Annotated in this window: 12 protein-coding genes; 6 read left to right on the top strand and 6 right to left on the bottom strand. The window is 58.7% G+C overall.

Going from position 1 to position 17,654, the window contains the following annotated elements:
• The first annotated feature begins 3 nt into the window (after positions 1-3).
• The gene (locus QYH43_RS15240; protein ID WP_095056640.1) at positions 4-609 is read left to right on the top strand and encodes an START domain-containing protein; all 606 of its coding nucleotides are present in this window, start codon (positions 4-6) and stop codon (positions 607-609) included.
• A 335-nt stretch (positions 610-944) separates the two neighbouring features.
• Positions 945-3,038 carry an LTA synthase family protein gene (locus tag QYH43_RS15235; protein ID WP_095152717.1) on the top strand — a complete coding sequence of 698 codons (2,094 nt, stop codon included), beginning with the start codon at positions 945-947 and terminating at the stop codon, positions 3,036-3,038.
• 59 nt (positions 3,039-3,097) lie between these two features.
• Here the strand turns inward: QYH43_RS15235 and QYH43_RS15230 are convergent, their stop codons facing one another.
• On the bottom strand, positions 3,098-3,250 hold the full coding sequence (locus QYH43_RS15230; protein WP_007973689.1) for a DUF3309 family protein: 153 nt from the start codon (positions 3,248-3,250) through the stop codon (positions 3,098-3,100).
• A gap of 285 nt (positions 3,251-3,535) precedes the next feature.
• On the opposite strand from QYH43_RS15230, the gene QYH43_RS15225 reads away from it, so the two are divergent.
• The 3 genes from QYH43_RS15225 (at position 3,536) to csrA (ending at position 5,088) form a co-directional block, all read left to right on the top strand.
• The gene (locus tag QYH43_RS15225; protein ID WP_301157312.1) at positions 3,536-4,351 is read left to right on the top strand and encodes an SDR family oxidoreductase; all 816 of its coding nucleotides are present in this window, start codon (positions 3,536-3,538) and stop codon (positions 4,349-4,351) included.
• Positions 4,352-4,415: 64 nt separating this feature from the next.
• On the top strand, positions 4,416-4,748 hold the full coding sequence (locus QYH43_RS15220; protein ID WP_095056643.1) for a YnfA family protein: 333 nt from the start codon (positions 4,416-4,418) through the stop codon (positions 4,746-4,748).
• A gap of 154 nt (positions 4,749-4,902) precedes the next feature.
• A complete protein-coding gene (gene csrA / locus QYH43_RS15215; protein WP_301157311.1) occupies positions 4,903-5,088 on the top strand; it encodes a carbon storage regulator CsrA in 186 nt (61 codons plus the stop codon).
• Positions 5,089-5,093: 5 nt separating this feature from the next.
• On the opposite strand, the gene QYH43_RS15210 is transcribed toward csrA, so the two are convergent.
• The 4 genes from QYH43_RS15210 to QYH43_RS15195 form a co-directional block, all read right to left on the bottom strand.
• Positions 5,094-5,321: a YheU family protein gene (locus tag QYH43_RS15210; protein ID WP_003199186.1), complete on the bottom strand. Its 228-nt coding sequence runs from the start codon at positions 5,319-5,321 to the stop codon at positions 5,094-5,096.
• Between the two features lie 182 nt (positions 5,322-5,503).
• Positions 5,504-6,694 carry an osmoprotectant NAGGN system M42 family peptidase gene (locus QYH43_RS15205; RefSeq protein ID WP_095056645.1) on the bottom strand — a complete coding sequence of 397 codons (1,191 nt, stop codon included), beginning with the start codon at positions 6,692-6,694 and terminating at the stop codon, positions 5,504-5,506.
• Positions 6,695-6,851: 157 nt separating this feature from the next.
• The gene (gene ngg / locus QYH43_RS15200; RefSeq protein ID WP_301157310.1) at positions 6,852-8,600 is read right to left on the bottom strand and encodes an N-acetylglutaminylglutamine synthetase; all 1,749 of its coding nucleotides are present in this window, start codon (positions 8,598-8,600) and stop codon (positions 6,852-6,854) included.
• Between the two features lie 3 nt (positions 8,601-8,603).
• A complete protein-coding gene (locus QYH43_RS15195; RefSeq protein WP_301157309.1) occupies positions 8,604-10,376 on the bottom strand; it encodes an N-acetylglutaminylglutamine amidotransferase in 1,773 nt (590 codons plus the stop codon).
• A 294-nt stretch (positions 10,377-10,670) separates the two neighbouring features.
• Here QYH43_RS15195 and QYH43_RS15190 point away from each other — a divergent pair, with 294 nt between their 5' ends.
• On the top strand, positions 10,671-15,503 hold the full coding sequence (locus tag QYH43_RS15190; RefSeq protein WP_301157308.1) for an NEL-type E3 ubiquitin ligase domain-containing protein: 4,833 nt from the start codon (positions 10,671-10,673) through the stop codon (positions 15,501-15,503).
• A gap of 4 nt (positions 15,504-15,507) precedes the next feature.
• Here QYH43_RS15190 and mnmC read toward each other — a convergent pair whose 3' ends face one another.
• The gene (gene mnmC / locus QYH43_RS15185; RefSeq protein ID WP_301157307.1) at positions 15,508-17,490 is read right to left on the bottom strand and encodes a bifunctional tRNA (5-methylaminomethyl-2-thiouridine)(34)-methyltransferase MnmD/FAD-dependent 5-carboxymethylaminomethyl-2-thiouridine(34) oxidoreductase MnmC; all 1,983 of its coding nucleotides are present in this window, start codon (positions 17,488-17,490) and stop codon (positions 15,508-15,510) included.
• Positions 17,491-17,654: the final 164 nt, after the last annotated feature.

The raw sequence follows: 17,654 nt of genomic DNA, 5'->3' as shown, positions 1-17,654 counted from the left end.
ACTATGGGTTCGCTGCATCGTATTGCTGTTTTGTGTGGTTTGACGGCCGTGCTGGTCACGTCGGTTGCACAGGCCGAGGACTGGAAAGTCGCCAAAAACGAAGACGGCATCAAGGTGTCCCTGAGTGAAGTGGCCGGCTCCGACTACAAGGCCTACCAGGGCGTCACACTGATGAAGACCTCCATGGCCAAACTGCGTGCGTTGCAGGAAGACGTAGCGGGCGCCTGCGCCTGGATTCACGAATGCAAAACCCAGAAGTTGCTCAAGCACGAAGGTGACCAGAGCTGGACCTACACCCAGTTCAACACGCCGTGGCCAGTCACTGCCCGTGATTCGGTGTTGCACATCACCACCATCGAAGGTGCCGATGGAAGCCTGACCCGCAAACTCGAAGGCGTGCCGAAGTACATTCCCGAGGAAAAAGGTTTCGTCCGTGTCGTCAAAGTCGACGGTTTCTGGAAGTTCGTGCCCAAGGGCGATCAGATCGAAGTGACCTATCAGGTACACACCGAACCGGGTGGTAACGTGCCGTCGATGGTGGCCAACAAGTTCGTGGTGGATGCACCGTTCAATACGTTGAAAGCCCTCAAGGAACGCGCCGAGAAGTAACGGTGCCATTGCGCTGAACAGGCTTGTGAAACGCCCCGACCGGTTCGGGGCGTTCTGTTTTCACAAGCGACAGCGCTTTAATTTGTATCCGAATATTCGTTGAACGAAATTTTCACCAAGCCTCCAAGACAATTCGCCCCCGCTCTTCAGGATGTGACACGCATCCCGGCAGCTCTTACTCAGCGTTTGAGTGAGCGTAGTTATCAATGGCAATGCTGCCGTTGATCGTGCAACATTTGCGCACCGCGCAATCCCCGGGGCCAGGTACTGGCCATAAGAGGGCAAGGCGCCGCTGTTTTTTTGAAACTTCAACTTCCAATGGGTCCTAAAACGACATGGCAATCCCGGACGCCCTGAATCAGCAGCGAGCTTCTAGTCGCCTGCTGCAACCGACCGTCAAATCGCATCTGGCCTACACGCTGTTGTGTGCCCTGGTCATGATGGTCATGTTCAGCCTGCTGCGCGTCGCGCTGCTGGTCTACAACCGCGAGATGATCCTTGACACCCCGGCCTCGACCTTTCTCGAAGCATTCACCAATGGCCTGCGTTTTGATCTGCGCCTGGTGGTCTACCTCAGCATTCCGTTGTTGCTGGCGCTGTTCAGTGCCCGGGCCATGGCGGCACGCGGGTTCTTTCGTTTCTGGCTGACCCTCGTCTCCAGCATCGCGTTGTTCCTGGGCCTGATGGAGATGGACTTCTACCGTGAATTCCACCAGCGCCTGAACGGTCTGGTCTTCCAGTACGTCAAGGAAGACCCGAAAACCGTGGCCAGCATGCTCTGGTACGGTTTTCCGGTGGTCCGCTACCTGCTGGCATGGGCCGTGGGCACCGTGATCCTGAGCATGGCGTTCAAGGGCGCCGACCGTGCGACCCGTCCTCGCGGCCCGTTCAGCGGCGGCAGCATCAGCACACGCAAGGTAGCGCCGTGGTATGCACGCGTTGGCGTGTTCGTGGTTTGCCTGCTGATTTGCGTCGTCGCCGCCCGTGGCACCTTGCGTCAAGGCCCGCCGATGCGCTGGGGTGACGTCTACACCACAGATTCCAACTTCGCCAACCAGCTGGGTCTCAACGGTACGCTTTCTCTGGTTGCCGCCGCCAAGAGCCGGATGTCCGAAGATCGCGACAATATCTGGAAAGCCACGCTGCCACAGCCACAAGCCCAACAAATCGTACGTGACATGCTGGTGATGGCCGATGACAAACTGGTGGATGGCGAGATCGCAGCGGTCCGTCGCGATTACACGCCACCGGCCGACAAGACCCTGCCGATCAAGAACGTCGTTGTGATCCTGATGGAAAGCATGGCCGGTCACTCGGTGGGCGCCCTCGGCGCTCCGGGCAACATCACGCCGTACCTCGACAAGCTGTCGAAGGAAGGCCTGTTGTTCGACCGTTTCTTCTCCAACGGTACCCATACCCACCAGGGTATGTTTGCCACCATGGCCTGCTTCCCGAACCTGCCGGGCTTCGAATACCTGATGCAGACCCCGGAAGGCAGCCACAAGCTGTCCGGCCTGCCGCAGCTGCTCAGTACCCGTCAATATGACGATGTGTATGTCTACAACGGCGATTTCGCCTGGGACAACCAGTCCGGTTTTTTCAGCAGCCAGGGCATGACCAACTTCATCGGCCGTAACGATTTCGTTAACCCGGTGTTCTCGGATCCGACCTGGGGCGTGTCTGACCAGGACATGTTCGACCGTGGTCTGGTCGAGCTCAAGGCGCGGGAAAACGGCAAGCCGTTCTATGCCTTGCTGCAAACCCTGTCCAACCACACGCCATACGCCTTGCCGACACCGTTGCCGGTCGAGCGCGTCACCGATCGTGGCAGTCTGAACGAACACCTGACCGCCATGCGTTATGCGGACTGGGCGCTGGGCCAGTTCTTTGAAAAGGCGCGTAAAGAGCCGTACTTCAAGGAAACCCTGTTTGTCATCGTCGGTGACCACGGTTTTGGTAACGAGCGCCAGATCACCGAAATGGACCTGGGCCGCTTCAACGTACCGATGCTGATGATCGCACCGGGCATCCAGGAAAAATTCGGCCAGCGTAACCACACAGTGGGCACTCAGATTGACCTCGTGCCGACCATCATGGGCCGCATCGGTGGTGAAGTGCGTCATCAGTGCTGGGGGCGCGACCTGCTCAACCTGCCTGAAGGCGACCCTGGTTTTGGCGTGATCAAGCCTTCGGGCAGCGAACAGACCACTGCGATCATTACCGCCGACCAGATTCTGGTATTGCCGCGGGACAAGGACATGGCGCCGAAGATGTACCAGTACGAACTGGGCGCTAATCCGCGTGCCGAGGTTATTCCGAATGCACCGCGCACGGCCGAGTTGAAAACCAAACTCGAAGCGTTCTTGCAAACGGCGACCAAGAGCCTGCTGGACAACACCGCCGGTGTGGTCAACGGCACGCCGGACTAACGTGTGACGCAATAAAAAAGAGGCTCTTCAAGAGCCTCTTTTTTTTGTTTTTAAAAACGTCATATTCTGCCGAGCAAGAGCAGGATCAACAGCACTACCAACACTACGCCGATGATACCGGACGGACCATAACCCCAACTTCTGGAGTGTGGGAAGACCGGTAAACCACCGATCAGAAGCAGGATCAGAATGATGATAAGTATGGTGCCCATGTCTGTTTCCTTGTGGATAGGTTTGTGGATTGACCATGCCAATACCAGCCAGCGGGAATGACATAAATTCGAGCTGCTTAAAAAATCCGACTGTTGCCACGGCAAGAAAATTCCAAGTTTTTTAAAGTATTTCGGACATGTCCTTATTTCGGTTTTTGTTGAGCTAGTTGGTTCGGTCGCTTCCACGGTTTGCCTGGGCCATTCAGCAATCTGATGGAGCGTGGGTCGGGACATATCCTTCGCTACACTCGGTGCATCTTCCCGGACACAACAAGGCTGTTAGCTATGCAAAATCGCATGATGATCACTGGTGCGGGCTCTGGCCTGGGTCGCGAAATCGCGCTGCGCTGGGCGCGTGAAGGCTGGCAACTGGCCTTGTCTGACGTCAGCGAGCCTGGCTTGCAGGAAACCCTCAAACTGGTGCGTGAAGCCGGCGGGGATGGTTTTATCCAGCGTTGCGACGTTCGCGACTACAGCCAGTTGACCGCGTTCGCCCAGGCCTGCGAAGTCAAACTCGGCGGGATCGATGTCATCGTCAACAACGCGGGCGTGGCCTCAGGCGGGTTTTTCAATGAGCTGTCGCTTGAGGACTGGGACTGGCAGATCGCGATCAACCTGATGGGGGTGGTCAAGGGCTGCAAGGCCTTCCTGCCATTGCTGGAAAAGAGCAAAGGCAAAATCATCAACATCGCCTCGATGGCCGCGCTGATGCAAGGCCCGGCAATGAGCAACTACAACGTGGCCAAGGCCGGCGTCGTCGCGTTGTCGGAAAGCCTGCTGATCGAACTGGCACACCAGGAAGTCGGCGTACACGTGGTGTGCCCGTCGTTTTTCCAGACCAACCTGCTGGACTCCTTCCGCGGCCCGACTCCGGCCATGAAGGCTCAGGTCGGCAAGTTGCTGGAAAGCTCACCGATCAGCGCTGCCGACATCGCCGACTACATCTATCAGCAGGTTGCTGCCGGCGAGTTCATGATCCTGCCTCACGAACAGGGCCGTATGGCCTGGGCGATCAAGCAGAAGAACCCGCAGTTGCTCTACAACGAAATGACCGTCATGGCCGACAAAATGCGCGCCAAGGCCAAGCAAACCGCAAGCTGACCTTGCCCCTGTGCAGCGCGGTCGTTAGGGTGGCCGCCATCGGCCATCCTCGCGAGACACGTGCATGCTCAATTACCTGTGGTTTTTTCTTGCCGCGCTGTTCGAAATTGCCGGGTGCTTTGCCTTCTGGATGTGGCTGCGTCAGGGCAAAAGTGCCTGGTGGGTGGTGCCGGCCCTCATCAGCCTGACGCTGTTCGCGCTGCTGCTGACCCGCATCGAAGCGACCTACGCCGGGCGCGCCTACGCCGCTTACGGCGGCATCTACATCATTGCCTCGATCGGCTGGCTGGCGGTGGTCGAGCGGATTCGTCCGCTGGGCTCGGACTGGATTGGCGTCGCGCTGTGTGTGATCGGTGCGAGCATCATCCTGTTTGGCCCGCGATTCTCCGCGTCCTGACAGAAATTTCCGACTCTCAAACGAACCTGTCAGACCTTTCCGTCAGCAGAGCAGGTCTGCGTTGTAGGGCGAGACTGATTTACCGCCACTGCATTGTAGGCGTGCAGCCAGCGGGGCATCTTCAAGGGCCGGTAACCCTTGAAGGACAGACCTCATGCTCGTACTCAGCCGCGTTGTGGGCGAAACAATTTCCATCGGTAACAACATTTCCGTGCGCGTTCTTGCGATCAACGGAAACAACATCCGCTTTGGCGTCGAAGCACCTCAAGACGTTGCTGTACACCGAGCGGAGGTCTACGAACGCATCCAGACCAAAGTGGCGAAAAAGAAGGGCAGCTGAAGGACTCAGTCAAACAGATGCTTGGGCACATCGTGCTTGAGCATCAATTGGCATTGCTCGCTTTCCGGATCGAACACGATCAGTGCCTGCCCCTTGGTCAAGGCCTGACGCACGCGCAGGACACGGGTTTCCAGCGGGGTGTCATCGCCATTGTCGGTACCGTCGCGGGTCACGAAATCTTCGATCAGGCGGGTCAGGGTATCGACTTCAAGTTGGTCGTGGGGGATCAGCATAGGCACCTCGGTTTCAATCAATGGCGCGATGCTACGGCGATTGGGCGAGGACAGCCAGCCCGGGATTTTGTGTTGCCTGGGCTGACGCTATCGCGAGCAGGCTCGCTCCCACAGGGGAAGGCGATCAACTGTGGGAGCGAGCCTGCTCGCGATAGCGGTTTACCTGCAATCAAGGTCCCGGATCAGCTCTGCGAGCGCTGTCCCACCAGACTGTCCACCGACGGCACCCGCGTATCGCTTTCCATCTGGGTCTCATGTTCGAGCTGATGACTGAAACGGTCCAGTGAACCCTTGGCCGGTTGCGCATCGCTGGCGAACACCGGCGGGCTGAGGATGTAGGCACCGAGCAATCGGCTCAGCGCGGCGAGGCTGTCGATGTGGGTGCGTTCGTAGCCGTGGGTGGCATCGCAGCCGAAGGCGAGCAGGGCGGTGCGAATGTCGTGGCCGGCGGTGACCGCCGAGTGGGCATCGCTGAAGTAATAGCGGAACAGGTCGCGCCGCGCCGGCAATTCGTTGTCACTGGCCAGGCGTAACAAATGCCGGGACAGGTGATAGTCATAAGGTCCGCCGGAATCCTGCATCGCCACGCTCACGGCATGTTCGCTGGAGTGTTGGCCGGGGGCGACCGGCGCGATGTCGATGCCGACGAATTCGCTGACATCCCAAGGCAACGCCGCTGCTGCGCCACTGCCGGTTTCTTCGGTGATGGTGAACAGCGGGTGACAGTCGATCATCAGTTCTTCGCCGCTGTCGACGATGGCCTTGAGCGCCGCCAGCAACGCGGCCACGCCGGCCTTGTCGTCAAGGTGACGGGCACTGATGTGGCCGCTTTCGGTGAACTCCGGCAGCGGGTCGAAGGCGACGAAATCGCCCACGCTGATGCCCAGGGATTCGCAATCGGCGCGTGTGGCGCAATAGGCATCCAGGCGCAATTCGATGTGGTCCCAACTGATCGGCATTTCATCGACGGCGGTATTGAACGCATGCCCGGAAGCCATCAGCGGCAACACGCTGCCGCGGATCACGCCGTTGTCGGTGAACAGGCTGACGCGGCTGCCCTCGGCAAAACGGCTGGACCAGCAGCCGACCGGTGCGAGGGTCAGGCGTCCGTTGTCCTTTACCGCACGCACGGCCGCGCCGATGGTGTCCAGGTGCGCGGAGACGGCGCGGTCCGGGCTGTTTTTTTTGCCTTTGAGCGTGGCGCGGATCGTGCCGCGCCGGGTCATCTCGAAGGGAATGCCGAGTTCCTCAAGGCGTTCGGCGACGTAGCGCACGATGGTGTCGGTGAAACCGGTCGGGCTGGGAATGGCGAGCATTTCCAGCAGGACTTTTTGCAGGTAACCGAGATCGGGTTCGGGAATTTTGCTAGTCATGGAAACTCCTGATGAGGTGAGGCCATCGATGGTTTCGATGAGGGGATTTTTTTTGCCTGTCAGGCCGCTTTCGCTGGCAAGCCAGCTCCTACAGGCGTGCGCATTCGAATGCAGGAGCTGGCTTGCCAGCGAAGGGGCCAGTCCAGGCACCACAAAACTAAGAGACCACCGGCTGACTGTGCGGAAACAACAAATCCACAAAGCGCTCCGCCGTCGGTTGCGGTTCATGGTTGGCCAGCCCGGCGCGTTCGTTGGCTTCGATAAACACGTACTCCGCTTGATCGGCAGCCGACACCATCAGGTCGAGACCGACCATGGGAATGTCCAGTGCCCGGGCGGCCCGCACGGCGGCGTCCACCAATGTCGGGTGCAGGATCGCGGTAACGTCTTCGAGAATACCGCCGGTATGCAGGTTCGCCGTACGCCGCACGAACAGATGCTCACCGGCCGGCAAAATGCTGTTGTAGTCATACCCGGCGGACTGCAAAGTGCGCTGGGTTTCATGATCCAGCGGGATCTTGCTTTCACCGTCGGTGGCCGCTTGTCGACGTCGACTCTGGGCTTCGATCAGCGCACCAACGGCATGCTGACCGTCGCCCACCACTTCGGCCGGCCGGCGAATGGCGGCGGCGACCACTTGGAAGCCGATCACCAGAATGCGCAGGTCGAGGCCTTCGTGGAAGCTTTCGAGCAATACGCGGTTGTCGAAGCGGCGGGCGCTCTCGATGGCTTGCTGCACCTCTTCAATGGTCCGCAAATCCACCGCCACGCCTTGGCCCTGTTCGCCATCCAGCGGCTTGACCACCACCCGCTGGTGCTCGTCGAGAAAGGCCAGATTGTCGTCAGCGTTGCCGGCCAGTTGTTGGCACGGCAAGTTCAGCCCGGCCGCCTTGAGCACTTTGTGGGTCAGGCTTTTGTCCTGACACAGCGTCATGCTGATGGCGCTGGTCAGGTCGCTGAGGGACTCGCGACAACGCACCCGGCGCCCGCCGTGACTGAGGGTGAACATCCCGGCGTCGGCGTCATCGACCTGTACATCGATGCCGCGCCGGTGCGCTTCCTCGACGATGATCCGCGCGTAAGGATTGAACTCGGCTTCAGGGCCAGGCCCGAGGAACAGCGGCTGATTGATGCCGTTCTTGCGCTTGATGGCGAACGTCGAGAGGTTGCGAAATCCCAGTTTGCTGTAGAGGTTTTTCGCCTGGCGATTGTCATGCAGCACCGACAAATCGAGATAGGCGAGCCCGCGACTCATGAAGTGCTCGATCAGGTGCCGCACCAGCACTTCACCGACACCCGGCCGGGAGCATTGCGGATCAACCGCCAGGCACCACAGGCTGCTGCCGTGTTCCGGATCGTTGAACGCCTTGTGATGATTGAGTCCCATGACACTGCCGATAATCGCGCCGCTGTCCTCGTCCTCCGCCAGCCAATACACCGGGCCGCCCAAGTGACGCGGCGTCAGCAGCGTGGCATCGATCGGCAGCATGCTGCGGGCCTGATACAACTGATTGACCGCCTGCCAGTCGGCCTCGCTTTGTGCGCGACGAATGCGAAAACCACGAAACACACGGGTCGCCTGACGGTAATCGCTGAACCACAAACGCAACGTGTCGGACGGATCGAGAAACAGCTGCGTCGGTTCCAGCCCCAGCACTTGCTGGGGAGCGGCGACATACAGGGCGATATCCCGCTCGCCGGGTTGCTCATTGAGCAACTCCGCGGCAAGGCTCGCAGCATCGGCGAAGGTATGGCCGATCAGTAACCGGCCCCAGCCGCAGTGCACAGCAATCGGAGCGGCGCCGAGTTCACAGCGATCTTCGGCCAGACGTGCCTGCAAGCGTTCATAAGAGGGCGCCTGACCGCGCAACAAGCGTTGGCTGATGGCCGTAGCATGAGGTTTCATCGATCAGATTCCTTGTTCGCTGAGCCACAGGTTCAGCGCAGCCAGTTGCCACAGCTTCGAGCCGCGCAAGGGCGTCAATTGACCTTGTGGGTCGGTCAGCAAGCGGTCGAGCATGGCGGGGTTGAACAGGCCGCGATCCTGGCTTGGATCCAGCAACAGTTCGCGTACCCAGTCCAGTGTGTCGCCTTGCAAATGCTTGAGGCCCGGCACCGGGAAGTAACCTTTCTTGCGGTCGATCACTTCGCTCGGGATCACCAGCCGTGCGGCTTCTTTCAACACCTGTTTGCCACCGTCCGGAAGTTTGAACTGGCCCGGCACGCGAGCTGACAATTCAACCAGGCGATAGTCGAGAAACGGCGTGCGCGCCTCCAGGCCCCAGGCCATGGTCATGTTGTCGACGCGTTTGACCGGGTCGTCTACCAGCATCACCGTGCTGTCCAGGCGCAAGGCCTTGTCTACCGCAGCATTGGCGCCAGGTTGTGCGAAATGTTCCTTCACGAAGTCGCCGGCGGCGTCATTGGCGGTCAGCCATTTCGGCTGCACGGTGGCGGCGTAGTCGTCGTAGCTGCGGTCAAAAAACGCTTCGCGATACGCGGCATACGGGTCGCTGGCGCCGTCCACTTGCGGGTACCAGTGATAACCGGCGAACAGCTCGTCGGCACCCTGGCCGCTTTGGACAACCTTGCAATGCTTGGCCACTTCCCGCGACAGCAAATAGAACGCGATGCAGTCGTGGCTGACCATCGGTTCGCTCATGGCGCGGAACGCAGCGGGCAATTGCTCGATGATCTCTTTCTCGTCGATACGCAGTTGATGATGCTGCGTGCCGTAGTGCCGGGCGATCAGGTCCGAATACTGGAATTCGTCACCGCGCTCGCCGCCGGCATCCTGGAAACCGATGGAAAAGGTCGACAGGTCTTCCACGCCCACTTCGCGCAACAAACCGACAAGCAAGCTTGAATCGACACCGCCCGACAACAGCACACCGACATCGACCGCCGCGCGTTGGCGGATGGCAACAGCGTCGCGAGTGCTGTCGAGCACACGATCGCGCCAGTCTTCGAGTGTCAGGTTTTTCTCATCGTCATGTGGGCCATAGGGCAGGGTCCACCAGGTTTTCTGTTCGGTGCTGCCATCGGCTTCAACACGCATCCAGGTCGCCGGTGGCAGTTTTTCGATGCCCGCCAGCAAGGTGCGTGGCGCCGGGACCACGGCGTGGAAATTCAGGTAGTGATTGAGCGCCACCGGATCGAGGATCGGGTTGATGTCGCCGCCCTTGAGCAGCGCTGGCAATGCCGAGGCAAAGCGCAAGCGCTGGCCGGTGCGCGACAGGTACAGCGGCTTCACGCCGAGGCGGTCGCGGGCGATGAACAGACGCTGGGCATCACGTTCCCAAATGGCAAAGGCAAACATGCCGTTGAGCTTGGGCAGCAAGGCTTCGCCCCACGCGTGATAACCCTTGAGCAGCACTTCGGTGTCGCCACCGGAATAGAAGGCGTAACCGAGGTTTTCAAGCTCGGTGCGCAGTTCCGGGAAGTTGTAGATCGCGCCGTTGAAGGCCAGGGACAAACCCAATTGCGGGTCGATCATCGGCTGCGCCGAGCCGTCCGAGAGGTCCATGATTTTCAGGCGCCGATGGCCCAGGGCAATCGGTCCCTGGCTATGAAAACCCCAAGCGTCAGGGCCGCGAGGGGCCAGGTGATGGGTGATTCGTTCTACGGCTGCAAGGTCTGCAGGTTGATGATCAAAACGTAACTCGCCAGCTAATCCGCACATAAATTCCTTACCGGTTTTTCCGTTGGGGAGGGTCAATCGGTACCGCGCCAAAACGGCGGGCACTCAGAAACTGACCCGGCTGGGTGCTCGTAGTTTTAGATCGATGGGTTATAAGCGGGCCATTGAGGAGGACGAGGGCATGGCATAAGCCGTTAACACAGTGGCGGTAAATATTGCTGGGATCCATAGGAGTAGTTGCTTGGATGCCCCCGGATCTGATCCGGTATTCGAATTTTTAATTGCCAATGACAGACCGTAGGCTGATAGAACCCAAATGCAATAAGGATATTGCTCATGCTGACTACTCCAGCAACAACACCGCCAGTCAACACTGTGACATCGGTTCAACGTCTCGAAGTTTTACTGAAACATACGGGTGAGCTGGCCAAGGCCGAAGCTCTGCAAGCGTCCATACCGCAGTGGTTGGCGAATGCGAGCCTGACGGCGTCGCAAGCGCTCAATTCAGATCTTGCACAGTCCCGTCTTACTTACGCCAAAGCCGCAGAGTTACTCGGGCAACTCAAACCGATGGACGAGTTCTGCAAGCAGGCGCTGACGAGCAAACTCAAGGAAAAGTGGAAACTCGACATCGATGTCGAACAGGACACACTGGAGATCGTCGAAACAGTGGTTTCTTCGATAGGACTGGTGCCTGTTGGCTACGAGACGGGCAGCACCAATACGTCTCGCAGCCTGCTTCACGCCGCCATGGAGAACTTCACAGAGCAAGAGACAAAAAGCGCTGGAATCCCTTCGAAATCATTCATCAAAATCAACGGGGTACGGAGTTCAGACCCTGAAATAACCCCCGCGAAATTCGCCAAGCTCTGTCGAGAGCTCGACTGTGGTGCCCTTTATCAAGCTCACATCCAAAAGGTCTTGGCCGTTCCAGACAAACCCAAGGGCGATTCAGCTGCCGATGTTCCAGCGTCCACGGCTGACATCCGCCAGTTGAAGCTGCTGGATATGAAGGTTGCCGCTCATATTGCCCATTTGAAGCAGGACATCAGCCCTGCCGTTTACACGATGTTGCTGAATGTCATCGAGCAGGATGTCCCGGCAGAAAAAACCCAAGACGCTGTGTTTGATGGCGGCCCGGTGATCTGGCAAGGCTTGATGATTCATGACGCCTGCATTTGTGGGGCGTTGGTGTTTACCAAGGAATCCATCGACACGGCACCGACGGCCAAGTGCGTGGTTTACATGCCGAATGAGCCTCGACGACCGTTGTACGAATACGAGTCTCTAGATGCCTTCAAGACTTATCTGGCCCTTCACCTGAAAAGCACTGGCTATAAACGGGTTTTCGTCGAGCAATACCTTCCAGGCCATGACAAGAGCGATTTTTTCACTGTTTTTGACAAGACCAAGACGCTGGGCACGCTAATCGCCATGCCCGCCGACACCTGTCTGGGCGATTTCTTTTTCAGCGCCTTCCTCAGCAAAACCCAGAAGTATGCGAAAACTCTCGCCGTTCCGAGTGCGGACGTCGATGCGCAACAGCGAGAAAAAACTATCCAGGCACTGCTCAATGGCGGGCTTTTGATGTTGAACGCCGCCTCCTTTTTTGTACCGGTGGTTGGTCAGTTGATGCTGTCGGTTGCGGTCGTCGAAATACTCGACGAAGTGTATGAAGGTGTGCGGGACTGGGCGCACGACGAGCGTGCCGAAGCGCTTTCCCATTTACTGAGCGTCGTCGAAAGCGTCGCGCAGATGGCTGCTTTTGCGGCGGGCGGCAAGGTTATTGCGACCGCCCTTCGTAAAACAGTGAAAGAGCAGGCTGCATTTTTCGACGGTTTCGAGGCTGTGACCCGCAATGACGGCAAAGCGCGGCTATGGAAAAACGACCTCAAGCCCTATCGGCAGATCTCTCCATTGGACGCCGATGTGGAACCTGATTCTGAGGGCGTCTACAAGCAAGGCGAGTTGTCTTCAATCAAGATGGATGGTGCCATTTTTCGGGTCTCTCGCGAGGCTGCGGGGCAGCCATGGAAGATCAATCATCCAATGCACCCAGACACGTTCAAGCCCGCCATTGAGCGAACAGTGGAGGGCGGTTGGCGACATGTTTACGAGCATACGCACGAATGGCCTGATAGTGCTTACGCATTGGAACGGACGGATCCACGCCTGAACGACCTGGGCAGTGAATTGTCGGTAATTGCCGATATCACAGACATGTCGCCCGCCAAACTGCATGCCTTGCATGAAAGTCACCTGAAGCTACCGCAACGGCTCAACGATTGTGTCGAACGGGTCAGGCTTGACCGCAAAATAACGGCACTGATCACGGCAATGGAGCGCGAAGAGACCGCCAACACGAACTATGTGCAGGAGCAATTGCAGGTGCTGCCGAAACTTCCCGGCTGGCCTGCTGAGCGTTTTATTGAGTTGATCGATGAAGACGAGGTTGTCCTCTCGCGTTTTCCGGAAACGGCGCCAACGGATGACATGGTCAATGGTGTGCAGGTCTGCCAGGAGCAACTTGAGGCGGGAGAGTTGCTCGATACCGTCATCAAAGGCCTCTACCCGAAAGAAGTCGAAGCAATGATAGGCAGCGAGACGACGCAATCGAAATCAGTGTTGTTGGCAAAGGCAATTGCCAGCCATCTCAAGAGCGATCGTCAGCCGTTACTCGACTGGCTCTACAAAAAACACGATGGACCCGCCATCGGCGATGTTGCGACGCTGCGCGAACAGTTCCCTGATCTGCCTGTCCGGGTGGGACAAGAGCTTTTGGATAACGCGTCGGCCCGAGACCGAATTTTGCTGCGTGACCGCAAGATCCCCGGGCTCGATCTGGCTCGGCAGGCCCGGGAGGCAGGCGCAACGATAAGGCAGGACCGTGCGCTGATGGGACTGCACCTGCCACAACTGGCCAATGCCGATACCGAGAATCTGTCGCTGAGGTTGATGGATCAGGTTCAAGGCTGGGATGAAGGTTTTCGCCTCGAAGTACGTGATGGGTCAGAGACTGGCACTCTACTGGACAGCGTAGGAAAGGAGGATGCAGCGCTGAAGGGAGTGATCGTCAAAACAGCCGATGGCTATCAGGTCACTCAACGCGATGGCTCGGCGCTGACGACCACGACAAACAAACAGCGGGTCGAGTCGATCTATCATGCGTTGCCTCAAGCCCAGCGCACCCGAATGGGATTCACTGAAGTGGAAACAGTGGATGTCTCCACGCTGCGCTCAAGGTTGTTGGCGGCGGCCACCCGCGATCAGGTACGCACCCGGCGAATGCTGGATAACCAGCGCCGCGAAGTAGCAGAGCACCTCTCTTCGTGTGCTCTGTCTGACCCCTCCGGTTCAGGTTCGCACTCAAGAGGCCTGATTCGTAAAGTCAGAAAGCTCTATCCGTTGTTCACCGACGCTCAGGCTTCAACCTTTCTGGATGAAGCTGGCAGTACTCATACGTTACGAGCCAATCGGATCAAGGCGCTCGAGCAGCAGCTCAAGACGTTGCGCCAAGTGCTGCATGTGTGGCGCGACAATGAAGTGGACATGGCAAAGCTGTCGGGACAGCTTGGCGATATCCGGGTGAGCCGTCGTCAAGTGGCCGATGCCATCGAAAACTGCTGGCGCCGGATAACGCCACCGGTTCGTTTGGGATATCAGTCGCCTACCACACTCAAGCTGGAGCGAAACCCGGCAGGTCCGTTGCCGACGCTGACCGAGCAGGATGTTGCCCATGTCCGTAGCCTCTACCTCAAAGACATGGAGGCGGGCGATGAGCTGGCGTATTTCCTCAAACCGTTTAAAGGCCTTGTCCATCTGGAACTGGATGGAAACAAACTCACGCGATTACCGGAAGCGCTCTCGCACATGCCCAACCTGCAGCGATTGAGCCTGGACCGCAATCAGATAACCCTGACAGAACACACGTTGCGCAAACTCGCTGACATGACTGAGCTGCGCATGTTGTCCCTATCCGACAATCGGCTCGGTGCAACGCCTGATATCCGCAAACTGTTCAGTTTGCATTCTCTGGGGTTGAGCAATACTCACGCCACCGAGCTCCCTTTGGGGCTGAACCGCTTGCCCTATCTGGACATGGTGAATCTGCGCGGGAACCAGATCCGCGAGTTGCCGGACTGGCTGTTCGAGGCCCCCGCACAATTCGCCGAGGTGGTGAATCTGCGTCTTAATCCATTGTCCGAGGCCAGCCAGACGAAGCTGCAAGCCTATCGAGACAGGACTGGCCAAGGCATGGGATATCTCGACAATGACACCGCGGTGATCGATGAGCTGAAGGCTCGTGAGCTGTGGATGGCAAAGTCCTATGAAGAAAACTATGCCAGTCGCAACCGCGCATGGCAGGCGCTGAAAAACGAACCCGATTCGGCGGGTTTCTTCGGTCTGTTGGCAGAAGTGGGAGGCTCGGCGGATAGTCGCTATGTACGCGAAGACTTGACTCGCCGGGTCTGGAGTGTGATTGAGGCCGCCCAGGCTGATCCGGCTCTGTGTGAACGACTGCTGGTCATGGCTGAGAAATCCAGCTGTGGTGATTCTGCCGCGTTGATCTTCAGCAACCTCGAACTCGCCGTCGAACTCGACAGCATGGTTCGGCAATCAGCCAATACCCACGACGAGGTGGCCCAGTTGTTGAGGTTGGGGAGAAGCCAGTTCAATCAGGATTACATCGCCAGGATCGCTCGAGAACATATCCAGTCCAAGGCTAAAGCCAAGATCATCCTCGAGCCGACCGAGGTGGAGCTGGCTTTCCGTACCGGGCTGGCCGAAAGACTCGATCTTATGGGTCAACCCAGGCATATGCGTTATGCCTCGATTGCGGGCGTGACAACCGACGACCTGGACGCGGCGTACAACCGGGTGGTCGCTGCAAATCTGTCCTCTGAACGGACGGCGGATTTGTGTCGACGTGAGTTCTGGGTCAACTTTTTGCGCACCCATCATGGCGAACAGTTCAGCGAACTCGCGGAGCCCTTTCATCAACGTTTGCAGAAGGCATTCGAAAGCGAGGCAAAGCTTGGGAACAAATATCTGCCGCTGATCGACACCATCAAGGTTGAGCAGCAGCAGGCCGAGACCACGCTGGTGGAGAAACTGACCAAGGCCGCTATCCAGGCCGAGGAAACGAAAACCTGCTTCGTCCTGGATTGACCTGTCAGGCCTTGCCGCGGATCAATCGACGCAAGGCGAAGCGGTTCGGATGACAGGCTTCTGCCACTGCCCGGGGCAAGGGCAGGGGCTCGTCATCGAGCCAGGCCGCGAGCAACTCGCCTGACAACGGCGCAGTGATCAATCCTCTCGAGCCGTGACCGCTGTTGACGTACAAACCTTCCAGCCAGGGGCAAGGGACGTCCGGGATACGCCGGGCGTCCTTGCTCAGGGCGCCATAGGCCTGCATAAACCCTTCTTCGTCAGCCAGCGGGCCGACAATCGGCAGGTAATCCGGGCTGGTACAGCGAAACGCTGCACGGCCTTCGAGCGCTTCAGGTTGCAGGGTATCCGCGTCGAGCCTTGCAACCAGGTCCGGCGAGATTTCCTCAAGCATTTTCAGGTTGCCGAGATGTTCGGCAGTCGTGGGGGTCAGGTCCTCACTATTAAAATCAAAACTGGCCCCCAGGGTGTGCTCGCCCAACCGTGCCGGTGCGACATAACCTTCGGCACAGACCACCGTGCTCAGGCTGCGACTTGCAGCAGTCTCGGGCAGGCGGGTGATTTGTCCGCGAATGCGTTTGAGGGGCAACCCACGGCTAAAGGGGAATCGCTTGATTTCGGCCGCACCGGCCAGTACGACAACTGGTGCCTCGGCCAATAACCGGTCGTCCGCCCAGGCCTGCCATTGACCGTTCGTGCGGCGTAAATCGAGCACGTCATGGTGGGTCAGCAACTCAATGCCGGGGTGTTGCGCTTGCCATTGGCACAAGGCGGGTGGATGGACCCACCCGCCTTCCGGGTAGAACAATCCACCGCATTGCAGATCGATACCTGCACGGCTTTGCGCCTGTTCCCGATCGAGCAATTGCAACAGGTGTTCAGGAAACGCGCTGGCCAATTGCGCCTGACGCTCGGCTTCCTTGGCATTGAACGCCAGTTGCAGAACCCCGCAGCCATCCCAATCGACACCACGGTGCAAGTGTTCAAGTACACGCCGGGTATGACCGAAACCGCTGATAATCAGTTGCGATAACGCCGTACCGTGGGCCGACAGTTTCAGATACAGCACACCTTGCGGATTGCCCGAAGCCTCCTGCGCCAGCGCATCGTGACGCTCCAGCAAGGTCACTTGCCAGCCGCGTGCCGCCAGGCTTGCGGCACTGGCACAACCGGCCAGGCCGGCACCGATCACCAGGGCACGACGTTCACCAGCCACAGGTGCCGGACGCGCGAACCATGGTTTTGGAATAGCGGGTGCCGGGACGGTTTCCGGCCAACCAAGATACGCGCCGCGCAGAATTTCCCACTTGTGGCCGATCCCCGGCGTGCGCTTCATCTTGAAACCCGCGGCGTTCAGCAGGCGCCGGACCCAGCCGGTGCTGGTGAACGTGCTGATGGTCGAGTCGGGAGCGGCCAGGCGCGCGAGTTCGGCGAACAGTTCGGCGGTCCACATGTCCGGGTTTTTTGCCGGAGCGAAACCGTCGAGAAACCAGGCGTCGATCTGTGCGTCGAGTTGCGGCAGTTGCTCCAGCGCATCGCCGATCAGCAGGGTCAGGGTGACACGGCCGCCGTCCAGCACCAGGCGCTGGAAACCCTGATGGATTGCCACGTACTGCGCCAGCAGTTGATCGGCGAACACCTTGAGTTCCGGCCACAACGCCAAGGCGCGTTGCAGGTCGTCATGGCTCAGCGGGTACTTTTCGACACTGACAAAATGCAGCCGCGCACCGGCCGCGGCGTGTTGTTCGAACACCTGCCAGGCACACAGAAAATTCAGCCCCGTACCAAACCCCGTCTCACCAATGACCAGACGCCCGCCCTCCGGCAGCGCTGCAAAGCGCTCGGCCAAGCGGTTCTGTTCGATAAACACGTAGCGCGTTTCGTCCAGCCCCGATTTATCGGAGAAATACACATCATCGAACACACGCGAGTACGGGCGACCTTGGTCGTCCCAGTCGAGTTGGGCGTGGGGCAATACAGGTTTCATGGCAGGCTCGGCAACGGCAAGGCGGCCATTCTAGCCGATCGCCAGCGCGGTGCTTGATCCGTGGCAAGAAGCGAAATCCGCCTTCAGCGAAACTTCAAGGTCAGACAGCGTGCTTTTGTTGCGAGCAAGCTTGCTTGCGCTCGGGTGCGAAGCAGCCGCAAATG

Source organism: Pseudomonas sp. C32, from assembly GCF_030417915.1.
Taxonomy (GTDB): Bacteria; Pseudomonadota; Gammaproteobacteria; order Pseudomonadales; family Pseudomonadaceae; genus Aquipseudomonas.
Note: the sequence above shows the minus strand (reverse complement) of the source record. Positions and strands in the feature narration are given on the sequence as shown.